At 60.4% G+C, this 14,316-nt stretch carries 18 protein-coding genes and 4 tRNA genes; 13 read left to right on the top strand and 9 right to left on the bottom strand.

Annotated elements, in window-relative coordinates; genetic code table 11:
• Positions 1–3 precede the first annotated feature (3 nt).
• From QRN10_RS14150 to QRN10_RS14135, 4 genes are all read left to right on the top strand, one after another.
• Complete coding sequence (locus QRN10_RS14150; RefSeq protein WP_181081659.1) at positions 4–768, top strand: SDR family oxidoreductase; 765 nt, start codon at positions 4–6, stop codon at positions 766–768.
• A 107-nt stretch (positions 769–875) separates the two neighbouring features.
• Positions 876–951 (top strand) — tRNA-Val (locus tag QRN10_RS14145).
• Between the two features lie 55 nt (positions 952–1,006).
• Positions 1,007–1,083: transfer RNA gene (locus tag QRN10_RS14140), tRNA-Asp, on the top strand.
• A 105-nt stretch (positions 1,084–1,188) separates the two neighbouring features.
• Positions 1,189–1,265: transfer RNA gene (locus QRN10_RS14135), tRNA-Asp, on the top strand.
• 160 nt (positions 1,266–1,425) lie between these two features.
• Here the strand turns inward: QRN10_RS14135 and QRN10_RS14130 are convergent.
• A complete protein-coding gene (locus QRN10_RS14130; RefSeq protein ID WP_181081658.1) occupies positions 1,426–2,709 on the bottom strand; it encodes an NAD(P)/FAD-dependent oxidoreductase in 1,284 nt (427 codons plus the stop codon).
• A 184-nt stretch (positions 2,710–2,893) separates the two neighbouring features.
• Here QRN10_RS14130 and QRN10_RS14125 point away from each other — a divergent pair.
• The 7 genes from QRN10_RS14125 to QRN10_RS14095 all read left to right on the top strand — a co-directional run bounded on the left by QRN10_RS14125 (position 2,894) and on the right by QRN10_RS14095 (position 8,382).
• A tRNA-Val gene (locus QRN10_RS14125) sits at positions 2,894–2,970 on the top strand.
• A 158-nt stretch (positions 2,971–3,128) separates the two neighbouring features.
• The gene (locus QRN10_RS14120) at positions 3,129–3,554 is read left to right on the top strand and encodes a hypothetical protein (protein ID WP_181081224.1); all 426 of its coding nucleotides are present in this window, start codon (positions 3,129–3,131) and stop codon (positions 3,552–3,554) included.
• Between the two features lie 123 nt (positions 3,555–3,677).
• Complete coding sequence (locus QRN10_RS14115; protein WP_253508529.1) at positions 3,678–5,291, top strand: histidine kinase famiy protein; 1,614 nt, start codon at positions 3,678–3,680, stop codon at positions 5,289–5,291.
• 252 nt (positions 5,292–5,543) lie between these two features.
• Positions 5,544–6,260 (top strand): DUF969 domain-containing protein, encoded by a 717-nt coding sequence (locus QRN10_RS14110; RefSeq protein ID WP_253508528.1) that lies wholly within the window; start codon positions 5,544–5,546, stop codon positions 6,258–6,260.
• Positions 6,257–7,207 carry a DUF979 domain-containing protein gene (locus QRN10_RS14105; RefSeq protein WP_285428577.1) on the top strand — a complete coding sequence of 317 codons (951 nt, stop codon included), beginning with the start codon at positions 6,257–6,259 and terminating at the stop codon, positions 7,205–7,207. The genes QRN10_RS14110 and QRN10_RS14105 overlap by 4 nt, the downstream gene beginning before the upstream one ends.
• Positions 7,208–7,214: 7 nt before the next feature.
• Positions 7,215–7,844 carry a pyroglutamyl-peptidase I gene (gene pcp / locus QRN10_RS14100; protein ID WP_285428576.1) on the top strand — a complete coding sequence of 210 codons (630 nt, stop codon included), beginning with the start codon at positions 7,215–7,217 and terminating at the stop codon, positions 7,842–7,844.
• Between the two features lie 79 nt (positions 7,845–7,923).
• Positions 7,924–8,382, top strand: coding sequence for an anti-virulence regulator CigR family protein (locus QRN10_RS14095; RefSeq protein WP_253508524.1), 459 nt, complete (start codon positions 7,924–7,926; stop codon positions 8,380–8,382).
• Here the strand turns inward: QRN10_RS14095 and QRN10_RS14090 are convergent, their stop codons facing one another.
• The 3 genes from QRN10_RS14090 to QRN10_RS14080 are packed head-to-tail and all read right to left on the bottom strand — an operon-like array spanning position 8,383 to position 10,748.
• Positions 8,383–9,786: a heavy metal sensor histidine kinase gene (locus tag QRN10_RS14090; protein WP_266246141.1), complete on the bottom strand. Its 1,404-nt coding sequence runs from the start codon at positions 9,784–9,786 to the stop codon at positions 8,383–8,385.
• Positions 9,783–10,454, bottom strand: coding sequence for a heavy metal response regulator transcription factor (locus QRN10_RS14085; protein ID WP_181081231.1), 672 nt, complete (start codon positions 10,452–10,454; stop codon positions 9,783–9,785). The genes QRN10_RS14090 and QRN10_RS14085 overlap by 4 nt, the downstream gene beginning before the upstream one ends.
• Positions 10,455–10,496: 42 nt before the next feature.
• The gene (locus QRN10_RS14080; RefSeq protein WP_266246139.1) at positions 10,497–10,748 is read right to left on the bottom strand and encodes a DUF2790 domain-containing protein; all 252 of its coding nucleotides are present in this window, start codon (positions 10,746–10,748) and stop codon (positions 10,497–10,499) included.
• 215 nt (positions 10,749–10,963) lie between these two features.
• Here QRN10_RS14080 and QRN10_RS14075 point away from each other — a divergent pair, with 215 nt between their 5' ends.
• Positions 10,964–11,641, top strand: a complete 678-nt coding sequence (locus QRN10_RS14075) for an HAD-IA family hydrolase (RefSeq protein ID WP_181081233.1) — start codon at positions 10,964–10,966, stop codon at positions 11,639–11,641.
• Positions 11,642–11,659: 18 nt separating this feature from the next.
• Here the strand turns inward: QRN10_RS14075 and QRN10_RS14070 are convergent, their stop codons facing one another.
• The 3 genes from QRN10_RS14070 to csrA all read right to left on the bottom strand — a co-directional run bounded on the left by QRN10_RS14070 (position 11,660) and on the right by csrA (position 12,706).
• Entirely contained in the window at positions 11,660–11,956 is a 297-nt protein-coding gene (locus QRN10_RS14070; RefSeq protein ID WP_253508518.1) for a DUF1652 domain-containing protein, read from the bottom strand.
• 96 nt (positions 11,957–12,052) lie between these two features.
• On the bottom strand, positions 12,053–12,304 hold the full coding sequence (locus QRN10_RS14065; protein ID WP_181081235.1) for a hypothetical protein: 252 nt from the start codon (positions 12,302–12,304) through the stop codon (positions 12,053–12,055).
• Positions 12,305–12,511: 207 nt separating this feature from the next.
• Positions 12,512–12,706: a carbon storage regulator CsrA gene (csrA, locus tag QRN10_RS14060; protein ID WP_003192511.1), complete on the bottom strand. Its 195-nt coding sequence runs from the start codon at positions 12,704–12,706 to the stop codon at positions 12,512–12,514.
• Positions 12,707–12,953: 247 nt separating this feature from the next.
• On the opposite strand from csrA, the gene QRN10_RS14055 reads away from it, so the two are divergent.
• Positions 12,954–13,334, top strand: a complete 381-nt coding sequence (locus QRN10_RS14055; RefSeq protein WP_181081236.1) for an SPOR domain-containing protein — start codon at positions 12,954–12,956, stop codon at positions 13,332–13,334.
• Between the two features lie 31 nt (positions 13,335–13,365).
• Here the strand turns inward: QRN10_RS14055 and QRN10_RS14050 are convergent, their stop codons facing one another.
• On the bottom strand, positions 13,366–14,055 hold the full coding sequence (locus QRN10_RS14050) for an endonuclease (protein WP_181081237.1): 690 nt from the start codon (positions 14,053–14,055) through the stop codon (positions 13,366–13,368).
• A gap of 4 nt (positions 14,056–14,059) precedes the next feature.
• Positions 14,060–14,308 (bottom strand): DUF1654 domain-containing protein, encoded by a 249-nt coding sequence (locus tag QRN10_RS14045; protein WP_181081238.1) that lies wholly within the window; start codon positions 14,306–14,308, stop codon positions 14,060–14,062.
• Positions 14,309–14,316 lie beyond the last annotated feature (8 nt).

The following is a 14,316-nucleotide window of genomic DNA, read 5'->3' as shown; positions in this document are numbered from 1 at the left end:
TCCATGGAAGCTGCGGTCGCCAGTAACGGTCGTGTTGCCCTGGTGACCGGCGCGGCGCGTGGCATTGGTTTGGGCATTGCGGCGTGGTTGATCAGCGAGGGTTGGCAGGTCGTATTGACCGACCTGGATCGCGAGCGTGGAGCCAAAGTGTCCACGGTGCTGGGCGACAATGCCTGGTTTATCAGCATGGACGTGGCGGACGAAAAACAGGTCGCCCAAGGGGTTGCCGAAGTGCTCGGACAATTCGGGCGCCTGGATGCGCTGGTGTGCAATGCGGCGGTTGCCGACCCGCATAACATCACGCTGGAAAGCCTGGATCTGGCGTACTGGAATCGTGTGCTGGCGGTTAACCTCAGCGGGCCGATGCTGCTGGCCAAGCACTGTGCGCCCTACCTGCGTGCCCACGGTGGTGCGATCGTCAACCTGGCATCGACCCGTGCGCGGCAGTCGGAACCGGACTGTGAAGCCTATGCGGCGAGCAAGGGCGGGCTGCTGGCGCTGACTCACGCGCTGGCCATCAGCCTGGGGCCGGAAGTGCGGGTCAATGCCGTCAGCCCGGGATGGATTGATGCGCGTGATCCCGCAGCGCGGCGCGCCGAACCGTTAAATGACGCCGATCATGCCCAGCATCCGGCCGGTCGAGTGGGTACGGTGGAGGATGTGGCGGCGATGGTGGCGTGGCTGCTGTCGCGCCAGGCCGGATTCGTGACGGGGCAAGAGTTCGTCGTGGACGGTGGCATGAGCAAGAAGATGATTTACAGCGAGTAGGGCGCATGCCTGTCTTGAAGCCATTTTGTCTTTTTCGGAAAAACTTCAAGCGGGCTATTGACTTAGGTCGGCTACCTGCGTAAATTTCGCGGCCTCAACGAAGCAAAGGGTGATTAGCTCAGCTGGGAGAGCATCTGCCTTACAAGCAGAGGGTCGGCGGTTCGATCCCGTCATCACCCACCACTTCTTGAGAGTTTTGCCTTCGGGCAGGACGCAACGTTAAAGGTTGCACCGACGCGCAGCGGTAGTTCAGTCGGTTAGAATACCGGCCTGTCACGCCGGGGGTCGCGGGTTCGAGTCCCGTCCGCTGCGCCATATTTTCCAGGTTCGATACTTCGGGCCTGAGATCGAACAGCCCAGGTTGATTGATCAGAAGTTAACGACGTGGTTGAGGTGTGTGTTCAACCGGTCAAGCGATACGCAGCGGTAGTTCAGTCGGTTAGAATACCGGCCTGTCACGCCGGGGGTCGCGGGTTCGAGTCCCGTCCGCTGCGCCATATCTGCCCCAAGGCCCACTGAACGCCTTGGAGCACGAAGCAAACTCAACGTTGCTTTGATTCGATAGCAAAGACCCTGGTCGAAAGACCGGGGTTTTTTGTTTGTGCGATTTGAAACGCGTACTGAAGCTGAAGCCGGCGAACCGGCTCCAGTGGTCTATCAGAAGCCCAGCTTGTCCCGCAGCCCGTAATACCACGCCCCCAGTGCGGCAAAAGGCGTGCGCAACAGCTGCCCGCCCGGAAACGGATAGTGCGGCAGGTCGGCAAACGCATCAAAACGCTCGGCCTGACCTCTCAATGCCTCCGCCAGTACCTTGCCTGCCAAGTGCGTGTACGTTACCCCGTGACCGCTGCAGCCCTGGGAATAGTAGATGTTGTCGCCCAGTCGCCCGACCTGAGGCAGGCGCGACAGCGTCAGCAGGAAGTTGCCGGTCCAGGCGTAATCGATCTTCACGTCTTTGAGTTGCGGGAAGGCTTTGAGCATCTTCGGTCGGATGATGGCCTCGATATTGGCCGGATCACGCGCGCCGTACACTACGCCACCGCCGAAGATCAGGCGCTTGTCGCTGGTCAGGCGATAGTAGTCGAGCAGGTAGTTGCAATCTTCGACGCAGTAATCCTGCGGCAGCAGCGACTTGGCCAGCTCATCGCCCAGCGGTGCAGTGGTGATGACCTGGGTGCCGCACGGCATCGACTTGGCCGCCAGCTCCGGCACCAGGTTACCCAGGTAGGCGTTCCCCGCGACGATGATGAACTTGGCCCTGACTCTGCCTTCGGCCGTGTGCACCACCGGGTTCGCGCCGCGCTCAATTCGTACGGCGGCTGATTGCTCGTAGATCGTACCGCCCAGGGATTCCACCGCAGCGGCTTCGCCGAGTGCCAGGTTCAGCGGATGGATGTGGCCGCCGCTCATGTCCAGCAAACCGCCCACATAGTTCTCGCAGGCCACCACGTCGCGGATACGACGCTGGTCGAGCAGCTCCAATTGCGTATGGCCGTAGCGCTCCCACAGGCGTTTTTGCGATTCCAGGTGAGCCATGTGCTTGCCGTTGAGTGCCGCGAAAACGCCACCGTCCTTTAAGTCGCACTGGATTTGATACTTGGCTACCCGCTCGCGAATGATCCGGCCTCCCTCAAACGCCATCTGCCCCAGCAACTGCGCCTGCTTGGGGCCGACGCTGCGCTCGATCACGTCGATATCGCGGCTGTAGCTGTTAACAATCTGCCCACCGTTGCGACCCGAGGCGCCGAACCCCACCTTGGCGGCCTCCAGCACCGTCACGCGAAAGCCGTTCTCGAGCAGGAACAATGCGCTGGAAAGGCCGGTATAGCCGGCGCCGATGACGCACACATCGGTTTCGATCTCGCCTTGCAGCACGGGGCGAGGTGGAACGGCGTTAGCGGAAGCGGCGTAATACGACTGGGGGTAGGGGGTGTTCGCCATCCTGGAACCTCTGTTTTATATTTTTTACGAGTGCGCCGATCCTACCCGAGTTGAAAATCGGCCGCCAGCCATGCAAAAAAAGCGGGCAGGGCGCGCTTCAATAAAAAATTCGCATATTCATAGGGTTAGCTGCAAAAAAGATGTTGACACCCCTTTGGAATTCCGTAGAATGCCGCCTCACAGCAGGCACGTAGCTCAGTTGGTTAGAGCACCACCTTGACATGGTGGGGGTCGTTGGTTCGAGTCCAATCGCGCCTACCAAACAAAATCCGCTCTGCTGGGCGGTCTAGAAGGGCTCATCGAAAGGTGGGCCCTTTTTTGTTGCCCTGGATTTACTTCAACGCAAATCGACGCCCAGACTAAAGTGCTGGGTAGACCAGCCGATAACGTGAGCACTACCTCGTTATTGGATACTCGACATGCTTACCAACGTTGGTAATTCCACCTCCGTAGTCGTCCCGCAGACCACGTCCATCACCAGCGAGACGACCAAGAACGAAAGCACCGGCGCCTTGACTATCCGCATGGACCCCAGCGCCAAGGGCGCCGCTGCCGCAGGCGGCGCGGACCAGGCTTCATCCGGCCCGCAGGAGTCCGACCGGGTCAAGGAATTGAAAAAACAGATCGAGCAGTTGCAAGAGCAGCTTCTGGAGGCGCAGCAGGCGTTGCAGAGAGCTCAGGCCAGTAAACAGAGTGAAGAGGCCAAGGCCGTGGCTGTCGCAGCGGCTCAGTCGCAGATTACGACCATCAGCGCGGCGTTGCAGACGGTCACTGGGGCTCTATTGCAGGCGGTCATGGATGAAAGCGGCAGCGGGAAGGGCTCGATGGTCAGCACCACCGCTTGAGCTGAGCGCAAAGCAGTGAGGTAGCAACGGAGCCACGGGGGCGCCAAACTATTTTTTAATTCCGGTTGTCTATGAGGCAGGAAGTCCGTTTTCTCCTCTATCAAGCCGACAGGATCGACCCCCGTGACTCATCAACCCAAAGACCTCCACACCCGCGTGGATAACTCTGAAACCGGTGATATCACATCGGCGGGTAAGAACATTTTCTTCGCCGCCGTCGGCACCACCCGCATGCCTATGATCGTCACTGACCCCAATCGCGAAGATAACCCGATCATATTCGCCAACCAGGCGTTCCTGGACATGACGGGTTATAGCACCGACGAGATTTACGGGCGCAACTGCCGCTTTCTGCAAGGCCCGGACACCGATCGCGAGGTCGTCGCGCAGATCAAGCAATCCATCAACGAAGAAGAAGATATTTCGGTCGAGTTGCTCAACTATCGCAAAGACGGTTCGACGTTCTGGAACGCTTTGTTCATTTCGCCGGTGTACAACGAATCCAATCAATTGATGTACTTCTTCGCTTCGCAGCTGGACGTCAGTCGTCGTCGCGACGCGGAAGATGCTTTGCGCCAGGCGCAGAAAATGGAGGCGCTGGGCCAGCTCACCGGCGGTATCGCCCACGACTTCAACAACCTGTTGCAGGTCATCGGCGGCTACGTGGAGATGGTTGACCGTGCCGTGCGCAAGCCGGTGCTGGACGAAGGCCGGGTGATTCGCAGCCTGAGCATGACCAAAGGCGCGGTGGAGAAAGCCTCCACGCTAACCCAGCAACTGCTGGCGTTTTCCCGCAAGCAAAAGCTGCAGGGACGAGTGATCAACCTTAATCATTTTGTCGATTTGGCCAGGCGCTCCGCGGAGCGGGTCATGGGCGACAACATTGATTTTCGTACCGACCTGCAAACCGACCTATGGAACTGCCGCATCGATCCGACCCAGGCCGAGCTGGCGATTCTCAACATTGTGATCAATGCGCGTGACGCGCTGGTGGACCGTGATCAGCCGGCACTGGCCATCGAAACGCGTAACATCCAAGTGCGTGAACTGAGCTCCATGTCCTACGACGGCTTGATGCCGGGCCGCTATGTCAGCATGGCCCTCACGGACAACGGCTGCGGCATGTCCGAGAGTATTCTTACGCGCGTCATGGACCCGTTTTTCACGACCAAGGATGAAGGCAAGGGCACCGGGCTGGGTTTGTCGATGGTGTACGGGTTTGCCAAGCAGTCCGGCGGCGCAGTGCGGATTTATTCCGAGGAGGGCCTGGGCACCACGGTGCGCCTGTATTTTCCGGCCGACGAAGCCGGCGTGTCGCCCCATGAAGAGCCCAAGGTGTCGGAAGCACGCAGCGGTTCGGAACGCATCCTGATCGTCGAGGACCGCCCGGATGTCGCTGAGCTGGCGCGCATGGTGCTGGAAGACTACGGCTACCACACCACCATCGCCTACGGCGCTGCGGAGGCGTTGGAGGTGCTGGCCAGGGAGGAGCGCTACGACTTGCTGTTCTCCGACGTGATCATGCCCGGCGGCATGAACGGCGTGATGCTGGCGCGAGAGGTCTGCCAGTTGTACCCCGATATGAAAATCCTGTTGACCACCGGCTATGCGGAAAACGCCATCGAACGTACCGACCTGGGCGGCGCGGAGTTCGAAGTGATCTCCAAGCCCTGCTTGCCCAACGTGCTGGCCAAGAAGGTCAGGTACGTGCTCGATGGCCCCAATGGCGTGAGCTGACCCTGGTGTAGGGGGCGCTGCCGCCGGCGCGCCCCATCGCCTTCGATACCCACAAAATTTATTGGATCGCAGCAACAATTTTTCTTGTTGGACACCCCCGCCCCCAGGCAGCAAAGTTGCCGCCACTGACGCTCGACCTTCCGGGTCAACAATAAAAAACCGAGCCGACTGCACGCCACCTCTTGCTGTGAACGCCTTGTTCACATCCTGCTGTAATGGCGCCGCAGCGCGCATTTAAAGGACCTCATCGTCATGCAGACTGTTGTGAACCTATGGCCGTTGATCGGCGTACTTGTCATCGTGGTTGGCTTTGTCTTGCGCTTCAATCCGCTGCTGGTAGTGACCGCCGCTGCCATCGCCACGGGGCTTGCGGCCCACTTTCCCCTGGAAAAAATCCTCGCCACTATGGGTGATGGTTTCCTTCAGACCCGTGCCCTGCAATTGATTCTATTGTTACCGCTGGCAGTTATCGGCCTGCTGGAGCGCCACGGGCTGCGTTTGCATGCGCAGAACTGGATAGCACGGTTCCAGCGCGCCACGGTCGGGCGCCTGTTGATCATCTATCTGTTCGTGCGCGAATCCACGGCGGCCATGGGCTTGACCAGCCTGGGCGGGCATCCGCAAATGGTGCGCCCGCTGCTGGCGCCGATGGCCGAAGGCGCGGCGGAAAAACGCTACGGCAAACTGCCGGACAAGGTGCGCCATAAAGTGCTCGCCATGTGTGCGGCGACGGACAATGTCGGGCTGTTTTTTGGTGAAGACATCTTCGTCGCCTTTGGCGCCATCGCGCTGATGCACACGTTCCTGCTGGGCTCGGGGATCGATGTGGAGCCGTTGCACATTGCGGTGTGGGGCATTCCTACGGCGATCTGTGCATTTATCGTGCATGCGATCCGGCTGCACCGCTTCGATCGACGGCTCACCCGTGAGCTGACGCCCACCGCGACGGCCGTGGAGGCGGTGCAATGATTATTTCGATTCAATACCTGTACTGGCTGGCCGGGGTCTTGCTGTTGATCACCGCAGGCATGATTGTGCTGGACCGCAGCCACCCCAAGCGCTGGTCCAGCGCGCTCTTCTGGCTGCTGTTCGCGATTCCGTTCCTGGTAGGCGAGCGGCTGCCATCGGTGGTGGTCGGTGCCGGCGTGGTGGTGATGGCGTTGATCGCCGGTTTCGGCGGCGTGGGGCGTGGCACGCATGCGCAGTTGCACGACAAGGCCAGCCGCGCGAGTGCCGGTCGCCTGGGGCACAAGTTGTTTATCCCCGCGTTGGCCATCCCCCTGACCACGTTGATCGGCTCGGTCCTGCTCAAGCACGCCGAGATCGGCGGCGTGCCGTTGCTGGACCCGAAGAACACGACCTTTGTTTCTCTCGGTATCGGCTGTTTGATCGCCCTCGGCCTGGCGTGCTGGCTGACACGCGATACGCCGGTGCAAGCCCTGCGCGAGTCGCGGCGCCTGACCGAAGCCCTGGGCTGGGCCATGGTGCTGCCGCAGATGCTGGCAATGCTCGGCCTGTTGTTCAACGAGGCCGGTGTGGGCACGGCGGTCGCCCATGTCACCACCACCTATATCAACCTGGATTTCAAGTTGGTGGCGGTGATGGTCTACGTGTTGGGCATGGCATTGTTCACGGTGATCATGGGTAACGGCTTCGCCGCGTTCCCGGTGATGACCGGCGGCGTCGGTGTGCCGGTGCTGGTGGGGGTGTACGGCGGCAACCCGGCGGTCATGGCGGCCATCGGCATGTTCTCCGGCTATTGCGGTACGCTGATGACCCCGATGGCCGCCAACTTCAATATCGTCCCTGCGGCCTTGCTGGAACTGCCGGACAAGAACGCGGTGATCAAAGCGCAACTGCCGACTGCCTTGATGATGCTGGTGGTCAATATCGTCCTGCTTTATCTGTTGATGTGAGGCCACTATGCACACTGTGCTGCTGACGGGGTTTGAACCCTTTGATCAAGACCCGGTGAACCCGTCCTGGGAAGCGGTGCGCCAGTTGGACGGTGTGTTGCTGAGCGACGATGTGCGCATTGTGGCGCGTCGGCTGCCTTGCGCATTTGCCACGGCGCCGGCGTGCCTCATGCAGATGCTCGACGAACTGCGTCCGGCAATGGTTATCGCCACGGGACTGGGGCCTGGGCGCAGCGATATCTCTATTGAGCGGGTGGCGATCAATCTCAACGATGCGCGTATCCCGGATAATCTCGGCGCCCAACCGATCGACACCGCCGTGGTAGTGGATGGCCCGGCGGCCTATTTCACCACGTTGCCGATCAAGGCGATGGTGCGGGCAGTGCGCGAGGCGGGCGTGGCTGCTTCGGTGTCGCACACCGCGGGCACGTTCGTTTGCAATCAGGTGTTTTATCACTTGCAGCACAAGCTCGCCGGCTCGGCGGTGCGCAGTGGGTTTATTCATGTACCGCGCTTGCCAGGAGCAAGCGAGCCGTTCATGCCGCTGTCGAGCATGATTGAAGGGCTGCGTGTGGCAGTGACGGCGGCCTGGCAGACCTCGGTGGATGTGCTGGAGGCGGGCGGTCAGGTGAGCTGATCGCAGCGCGCCGGGTGCAGTGCGCCACGGGCTGATATCGACTACAGTTCAGGAACCTTCCTGTCTCGGAAAACCTGCCATGACCAACTCTTCTAAAGGCGTGTCCGTCGTGCTGGCGCTTGCTTTGTTTGCCGGCAGCGGCCTGGCGTTGGCCGATCCCGGCAATGGCCACGGAAACGGCAAGGGCGGCGGCAACGGAAAAGGCAACAATCCCGGTGGGCAGGGGTATGACCAGCCCAAGGGCAAAGGCGCGTCGGGCGCTCACGGCCCCAGCGTTGATCGCAGCGGGGTGTTGAACGTGCTGGGAGGCTATCGCGATTACTGGCGCCCAGGCCCTGCTTTGCCGCCGGGTATTCAGAAGAACCTGGCGCGCGGCAAACCGCTGCCGCCGGGTATCGCGAAAAAACTCGATGGCCGTTTACTCGGCCAATTGCCGCATTACGATGGCTACGAATGGCAGCAGGCGGGGACTGACTTGATCCTGGTGGCCATTGCCTCGGGCATCATCTACGAAGTCCTCAATGGCGCGTTCAACTGATCAGGCGTCTTCCCGTTTGGGGAAAAACAGCTCGAAACACGTCACGCCGTCCTGGCTGCTGACGCTGTAGCGACCATTGTGCAGTTGCATGATGGTCGCCACGATCGACAGACCCAACCCATTGGAATGAGCCGAACGTTCCCGCGACTCGTCCACGCGGTAAAACCGTTCGAACAGCCTCGGCAGGTGTTCGGCCGCAATCGTCTCGCCGTGATTGCTGACCCGCAGCTTGAGCCCTGCAGTCGTGGCAATTGCCTCGATACGCAAGTCTGAATGGGCCGCCCCATACTTGATTGCATTGGCACACAGGTTCGCCAGGGCGCGCCGCAGCAACATGGGTTCAGCCCATATCTCGCCTTCGCCTTCCACCAGAATGCGCATTCCTCGGTCGCTCGCCAGCCCCTCGAAATAGTCCGCGATGCGTTCTACTTCGTCCGCAGCGCTGAGTGCCTGGCGTTGGCGCAGGGCGCTGGCCGGGTCGGTACGGGCGAGGAACAGCATGTTGTCGAGCATCCGCGACAGGCGTTCAAGTTCTTCGACATTCGAGGCCAGCAGTTGCTGATAACTGTCCACGCTGCGTTGCTGGTGCAGGGCGACCTGGGTTTCCCCCAGCAAATTGTTAATCGGCGTACGCAGTTCGTGGGCCATGTCGGTTGACACCTGGCTCAATTGCGTAAAGCCCTTCGCCAGGCGTTCAAGCATGGTGTTGAAGGCGTCGATCATCGGCAGCAGTTCTTTGGGCGCGCCATGGCTGTCCAGGCGTTCGGCCAGGTTGCCGACACCGATGCCCTGGGCATGCCGTGCCAAGCGTCGCAACGGCAGCAGGCCGCGATGCACCAGCAGGTACCCGGCCAGCGCCAGGACCAGTGCGGCGATGCCCGCCAGGATATAAACACTCAGCCGATAGCTGGCGAGCACGGCGGTGCGCTCGGTCATCAGGCGCCCGCTGGTAACCTGCAGGCTGCCCAAGTCGCCGGAGTCGATAGAGGCGGCGAGGGTGGCGAACGGCACGCCGTTGACGCCGGGCAGATGGTGCACGTCGGCAAGGTCCAGGACGTGGCCTTTGGGGACGGGGCTGACCGTCGGTAAGTCGATATTGGCGGGGTTTACCAGCAGCAGCGGTTTCTGACCGGGCGCGGCGATGCTCAACACCGATTCGCGATTGCCCAGCATGTTCTGGAACAGTTCCGGTTTGGTCTTGATCAGTTCCAGGGTGTTGCTGTCGTTTAGCAGGTTGCGCAGTTGGTCTACCCGCGATATCAGCGCGGCGTCGTCGCGGCGGATCAACTCGCGCTCCAGTTCGCGGTACAGCGCCACGCCCAGCGTGGCCAGCAGGGCAAACGCGAGCAGGGCGAATACCAGGGCCAGGCGCAGCGTCAGCGAATAATGGCGGCGAGCAATCATGGCTGAGTATCGAAGCGGTAGCCGATGCCGCGCACGCTGTGGATCAGCTTGAGCGGGAACGGGTCATCGATTTTCAGGCGCAGGCGGCGCACCGCGACATCCACCACATTGGTGTCGCTGTCGAAGTTCATGTCCCATACCCGCGAGGCGATCAGCGAGCGCGAGAGCACCTGGCCCTGGTGCGTGGCAAACAGGTGCAACAGGGCGAACTCCTTGTTGGTCAGGGTGATGCGTGTGCCGTCGCGAGTGACACGGCGCTTGAGCACTTCGATGTGCAGGTCGGCGATCTGCAACTGATCTTCTTCTCGGATCGGGCCGCGCCGGGTCAGGGTACGCAGGCGGGCCACCAGCTCGGCAAAGGAAAACGGCTTGATCAGGTAATCGTCCGCACCCAGTTCCAGGCCCTTGATGCGGTCGGCAATATCGTCACGGGCCGTCAGGAAAAGTACCGGTGTATCGGTCTCCTTGCGCAGGCGGCGCAGCACTTCCCAGCCGTCCATTTTCGGCATCATCACATCCAGGACGATGACGTCGAACGGCGTTTCCAGCGCCTGATGCAAGCCGTCCACGCCATCACGCGCAAGGCTGACGCAATAGCCCAGTTCCTGGAGGCCATTGAGCAGGTAATTGCCGGCCTTGGGTTCGTCTTCTACAACAAGGATGTTCATGGGAAGGGCTCGGGTTCAATGCGTCGCGCCAGTGTAATCCGATCAATTGTCATTGGGGCAACCGATGGCCAGGACTCGATAGTCCAGCACATGTTCGCGACCCTGGTGATCCAGATAGCGCAGTTGCGCCGGGACCACCCCGCATTGCGCGTAGGTATCGGTGCTCGACAATACTTTGGCGACATCCAGGTTCACGTAGAAACCGGTCGTATCGTGAATCACGGAGGTGTTGTCGGCTGCGAAGACCGAGGTGGTTATAAACAGGGCGGCGGCGCCAAGCATAAACAGTTTCATAAAGACTCTCTCAGAAGGATGGGTGCCGGACCGTGGCAGTGCGCTCACGGTAACCAGGCGGCCCAAACAGCCGGCCAACAGGATGATGACAAGTTCGTCATAAAACCTCGCATCCCGCCGGCCTTGGTCCGGGCACCGATGACGTTTACAAGCCATCGGTTCATCCGTAGATTGCGACGCTCGATGATTGTTACAGCCCATGAGGAACTCACGCCGTGTCCACCCCAGGTTCAAGCGTATTTGCCCGTCCTTACCGTGCCTTTCTATTCGATATGGATGGCACGCTGCTCAACTCCATTGCCGCCGCCGAGCGTGTGTGGAGTTTGTGGGCCGAGCGCCACGGGTTGGACGTGGCGGCGTTTTTGACCACCATTCACGGCGCTCGCGCGATCGACACCATCACGCGCCAAGCCTTGCCCGGCGTCGATCCGGAGGCTGAAGCGCAATGGATTACCGACGCCGAGATCAATGATGTGCGCGGCGTGGTGCCGATTGCCGGTGCCGGGGCGTTTCTGGCCGGCGTGCCTGCCGATCAATGGGCGTTGGTGACGTCGGCACCCAGGGAGCTGGCGTTGCGCCGGCTGCAAGCGGCGGGCATTACACCGCCGACGGTGATGGTGACGGCAGAGGATGTTGCGCTGGGTAAGCCTGATCCAGCCTGTTATGTGCTGGGGGCGCAGCGTTTGGGCGTTCCGGTTCAAGATTGCCTGGTGTTCGAGGATGCGACAGTGGGTATTCGTGCCGGTGAGGCGGCGGGGGCGGATGTGATGGTGGTGACGTCGACGCACCTCCAACCGATGGAGACGTCGCATCCAACGATCGATGGGTATGGCAAGTTACAGGTCCGATGCAGCGCTGACGGGCTGCTGACATTGGTCCACAAGGCGGGTTGAAGCAAAAGGACCAACGGCCTAGCGGTCTTGGCCTTCCTGCCAGGCGGCCCGAGCAGCCGGTGCATGCCTGCGTTCGCTGCGCATGCCGCGTCGTGACAGCACCATCTCGCGCAGAATTTCGTTGGCAAGCCGGGCAATCGCTTCGGCGCCGCGATAGTGCGAGCGTACGATTCCGGTGATAGCGAAGTGGTCGGTCTCCGGGCCACTGAGTACCACGGATAATGTGCCGTCAGTATGCAGGGTGCAGGTGACCGAATAGCTGGGCAGGCGGGCTGCCAGGGCGGATTCGATTTCGGATTTACTGAGGCTATCCATCGGCTTCAAAGCCCTTACTGACGTATCAAACACACCAAGCATAAGGACTGCTGCGGCGCTGTAAATACCGGCAATCTGCTAGCCAGTTGGTGACCGTCAGCGCGCAGGTTTTCCAGCGCTTCGTCGACACAGTCGATGGTGCACGGTTTTCTGGATGGGCTTGAGGCAAAACATGAAAAGATAGCCGCACAGCAGCAGCGTCAGGTCCAGCGCCGGGTGTTGATCGGCGGGGTCGCTGCCGGCGATTTCAAACCGCAGCGCAAGTTCCAGGCCCACGAAGGCCAGACCGATCAGCAGAGCGATCAGCCAGGATCTGGAGAAAAATGGCGCCGCGGTGCGAGGCCTCATCAACGCGCTCCTGAGTGGACACGGATGGTGGATGTCAGTCAGCAGTTTCGGCTGTCAATAACGCAACAAGTTCCAGGCCGTGGGACAGTTTCATCTTGTTGTGCGATAGAAGGGGACGGCGATGTCGGCTACGCCCGAGCACGGGCCGTGCAGAGAGGTTTTCGCCAGCCTTCACCGTGAATGAATGGGCTGGCTACTGAGGGCGTTTCAAGGCGTCTGGTTTTTGTCCGGGGCAGTCAGGCCGGCCTGGATACGTTGGTAGATCTCCTCGCGATGCACGGCGACGTCTTTAGGTGCGTTGATGCCGATTCGTACTTGCTGGCCGCTCACGCCCAGAATGGTGATCGTGATGTCATCACCGATGTTTATGCTTTCACCGACTTTGCGGGTGAGTATAAGCATGGACTTCTCCTTGATTACTTTTAAGGACACATGTTTCAGACAGGGCAGGTGTCGGATGTTTGTAGCTTAATGCTAAGCGCTTCCCTGTGACTGCCTCTTTAGGACGCATAGAGGCACTATTAATTCCCATGACGGCATCATACAGGTCTGCGATACATCATTCGCATTGTTTAACCTGACGTTTATGACGGCCAGAATAGACAGTGAATGATAAAGTCGCCTCTTTAATCCTTAAAGGAGCAGGGCAGTGCGTAAAGTAGCGATGGCAATGGCGGTGTTGGCGCTGGCCGGTTGTGGCGAAGGCAAACCCGTCGATGCCCCCAAGGCCAAGCCCGCCGTGACCGAAAGCCAGCCACAGGCCGGTACGATTGCTGCTCAGGAGTGGGATGTGCGGGTAGGCCCGCCGGACCATAAGCTGCAGGCGATCACCGACCTTACCGCCTGGTTGCTGGAACATGGTTTCAATTTTTATATCGTGAAAGCGGACGGCAAGGACGAGGTATTCCTCGGGCCTTTCGCGACCAGGGCCGAGGCCGAAGCCAAGCAGGCGCTGCTCACCGAAAAGCTCGCACGGGCCAAGAAGAACGACACCGAGTCCCAAGTGGTGGAGCACAAGGCCGCCCAGTAACCGGTTGATCGGGCGGGATTCCCGCCCCTGTTCAGCCGCAGGCCTTGAGGTTCACCGGGCCGACAAATTCATTGCCGCGCCCCATCACGCACGCCACGGTCTGGTTCCGCTGGCGTTCCCAGGCTTGTACCGGGTAGGTTTTGTTCCAGGCTTCATAGAGCTGGCGATCCTGTTTTGACAGGCGCAAGCCATACTGTTTGCTCATGTAGAAATAGGTGCGTGCGATCATTCCGCGTATCGAAGGGCGCGGCATGACTTTCCTGGCCTTGAAGTCCACCTGGGTCAGGCATGAGCCGTACTGCCCGCGTTGCACCGGCAGCCAACCGAAACTGAAGTTGTTCCGGTCACCATTGACCTCGCCGATGCTGGGCACCAGATTGTGCAGATCCGCTTCGGCGCGCTTGAACACCTCGTCATGGCGCGTGCAGTTCTTGCGCCCGCCGTTCTGCCAACATTGGCGCTGATGCCCGATCTGCCAGGCCGGCACGATGTGTTCCCACTCAATACGCGCGGCCCGACCGGCATTCTTGCGCGGGGTGTAGCCGCAGGCTTTAAGGTCCACGCGGTTGCCGGTGTACTTGCAGCCGCAGTAAAACTCGGTGGATTGGGGGGCGTAGAGCTTCCAGGCGATCTTCTTGGCTTCGCTGAAGGTACGTGGCGCTTGAGCCTGGACAGTGGCGGTAAGCAACAGGCAGCACAGGGCAATGAAACGGACGCGCATTGAATCAATCTTCCTTCGGCACAACCCAGAAAATCTGCACGCCGCCGTCGTCGCGGTAGGCGAGGGTGACGTTATCGTTCTCCGCGATTTCTTCCAGCAAGCGCTGCCATTCGTCCTCGGGTTCGTCCGCCAGGCGGAAGATCAAGGCGGCTTTGGCTTTCTGGGCCTGGGTGGAGTTGATGATCTTTTGCACGCGAACGGCCAGGCGTTCGTAGGCGTCAGGTAGGGTTGGCACGGCGGATGATTTAGCCACGGAGTATT

This window comes from Pseudomonas sp. lyk4-R2A-8 (assembly GCF_030209095.1).
GTDB lineage: Bacteria > Pseudomonadota > Gammaproteobacteria > Pseudomonadales > Pseudomonadaceae > Aquipseudomonas > Aquipseudomonas quebecensis.
This window is presented reverse-complemented; position numbering and strand designations above follow the sequence as displayed.

Bases quoted from the DNA above. Each gene is read 5' to 3' on its own strand.
- QRN10_RS14150 (WP_181081659.1), top strand. From the start codon at position 4: ATGGAAGCTGCGGTCGCCAGTAACGGTCGTGTTGCCCTGGTGACCGGC.
- QRN10_RS14130 (WP_181081658.1), bottom strand. From the start codon at position 2,709: ATGGCGAACACCCCCTACCCCCAGTCGTATTACGCCGCTTCCGCTAAC.
- QRN10_RS14120 (WP_181081224.1), top strand. From the start codon at position 3,129: ATGCTTACCAACGTTGGTAATTCCACCTCCGTAGTCGTCCCGCAGACC.
- QRN10_RS14110 (WP_253508528.1), top strand. From the start codon at position 5,544: ATGCAGACTGTTGTGAACCTATGGCCGTTGATCGGCGTACTTGTCATC.
- QRN10_RS14105 (WP_285428577.1), top strand. From the start codon at position 6,257: ATGATTATTTCGATTCAATACCTGTACTGGCTGGCCGGGGTCTTGCTG.
- pcp (WP_285428576.1), top strand. From the start codon at position 7,215: ATGCACACTGTGCTGCTGACGGGGTTTGAACCCTTTGATCAAGACCCG.
- QRN10_RS14095 (WP_253508524.1), top strand. From the start codon at position 7,924: ATGACCAACTCTTCTAAAGGCGTGTCCGTCGTGCTGGCGCTTGCTTTG.
- QRN10_RS14090 (WP_266246141.1), bottom strand. From the start codon at position 9,786: ATGATTGCTCGCCGCCATTATTCGCTGACGCTGCGCCTGGCCCTGGTA.
- QRN10_RS14085 (WP_181081231.1), bottom strand. From the start codon at position 10,454: ATGAACATCCTTGTTGTAGAAGACGAACCCAAGGCCGGCAATTACCTG.
- QRN10_RS14080 (WP_266246139.1), bottom strand. From the start codon at position 10,748: ATGAAACTGTTTATGCTTGGCGCCGCCGCCCTGTTTATAACCACCTCG.
- QRN10_RS14070 (WP_253508518.1), bottom strand. From the start codon at position 11,956: ATGGATAGCCTCAGTAAATCCGAAATCGAATCCGCCCTGGCAGCCCGC.
- QRN10_RS14065 (WP_181081235.1), bottom strand. From the start codon at position 12,304: ATGAGGCCTCGCACCGCGGCGCCATTTTTCTCCAGATCCTGGCTGATC.
- csrA (WP_003192511.1), bottom strand. From the start codon at position 12,706: ATGCTTATACTCACCCGCAAAGTCGGTGAAAGCATAAACATCGGTGAT.
- QRN10_RS14050 (WP_181081237.1), bottom strand. From the start codon at position 14,055: ATGCGCGTCCGTTTCATTGCCCTGTGCTGCCTGTTGCTTACCGCCACT.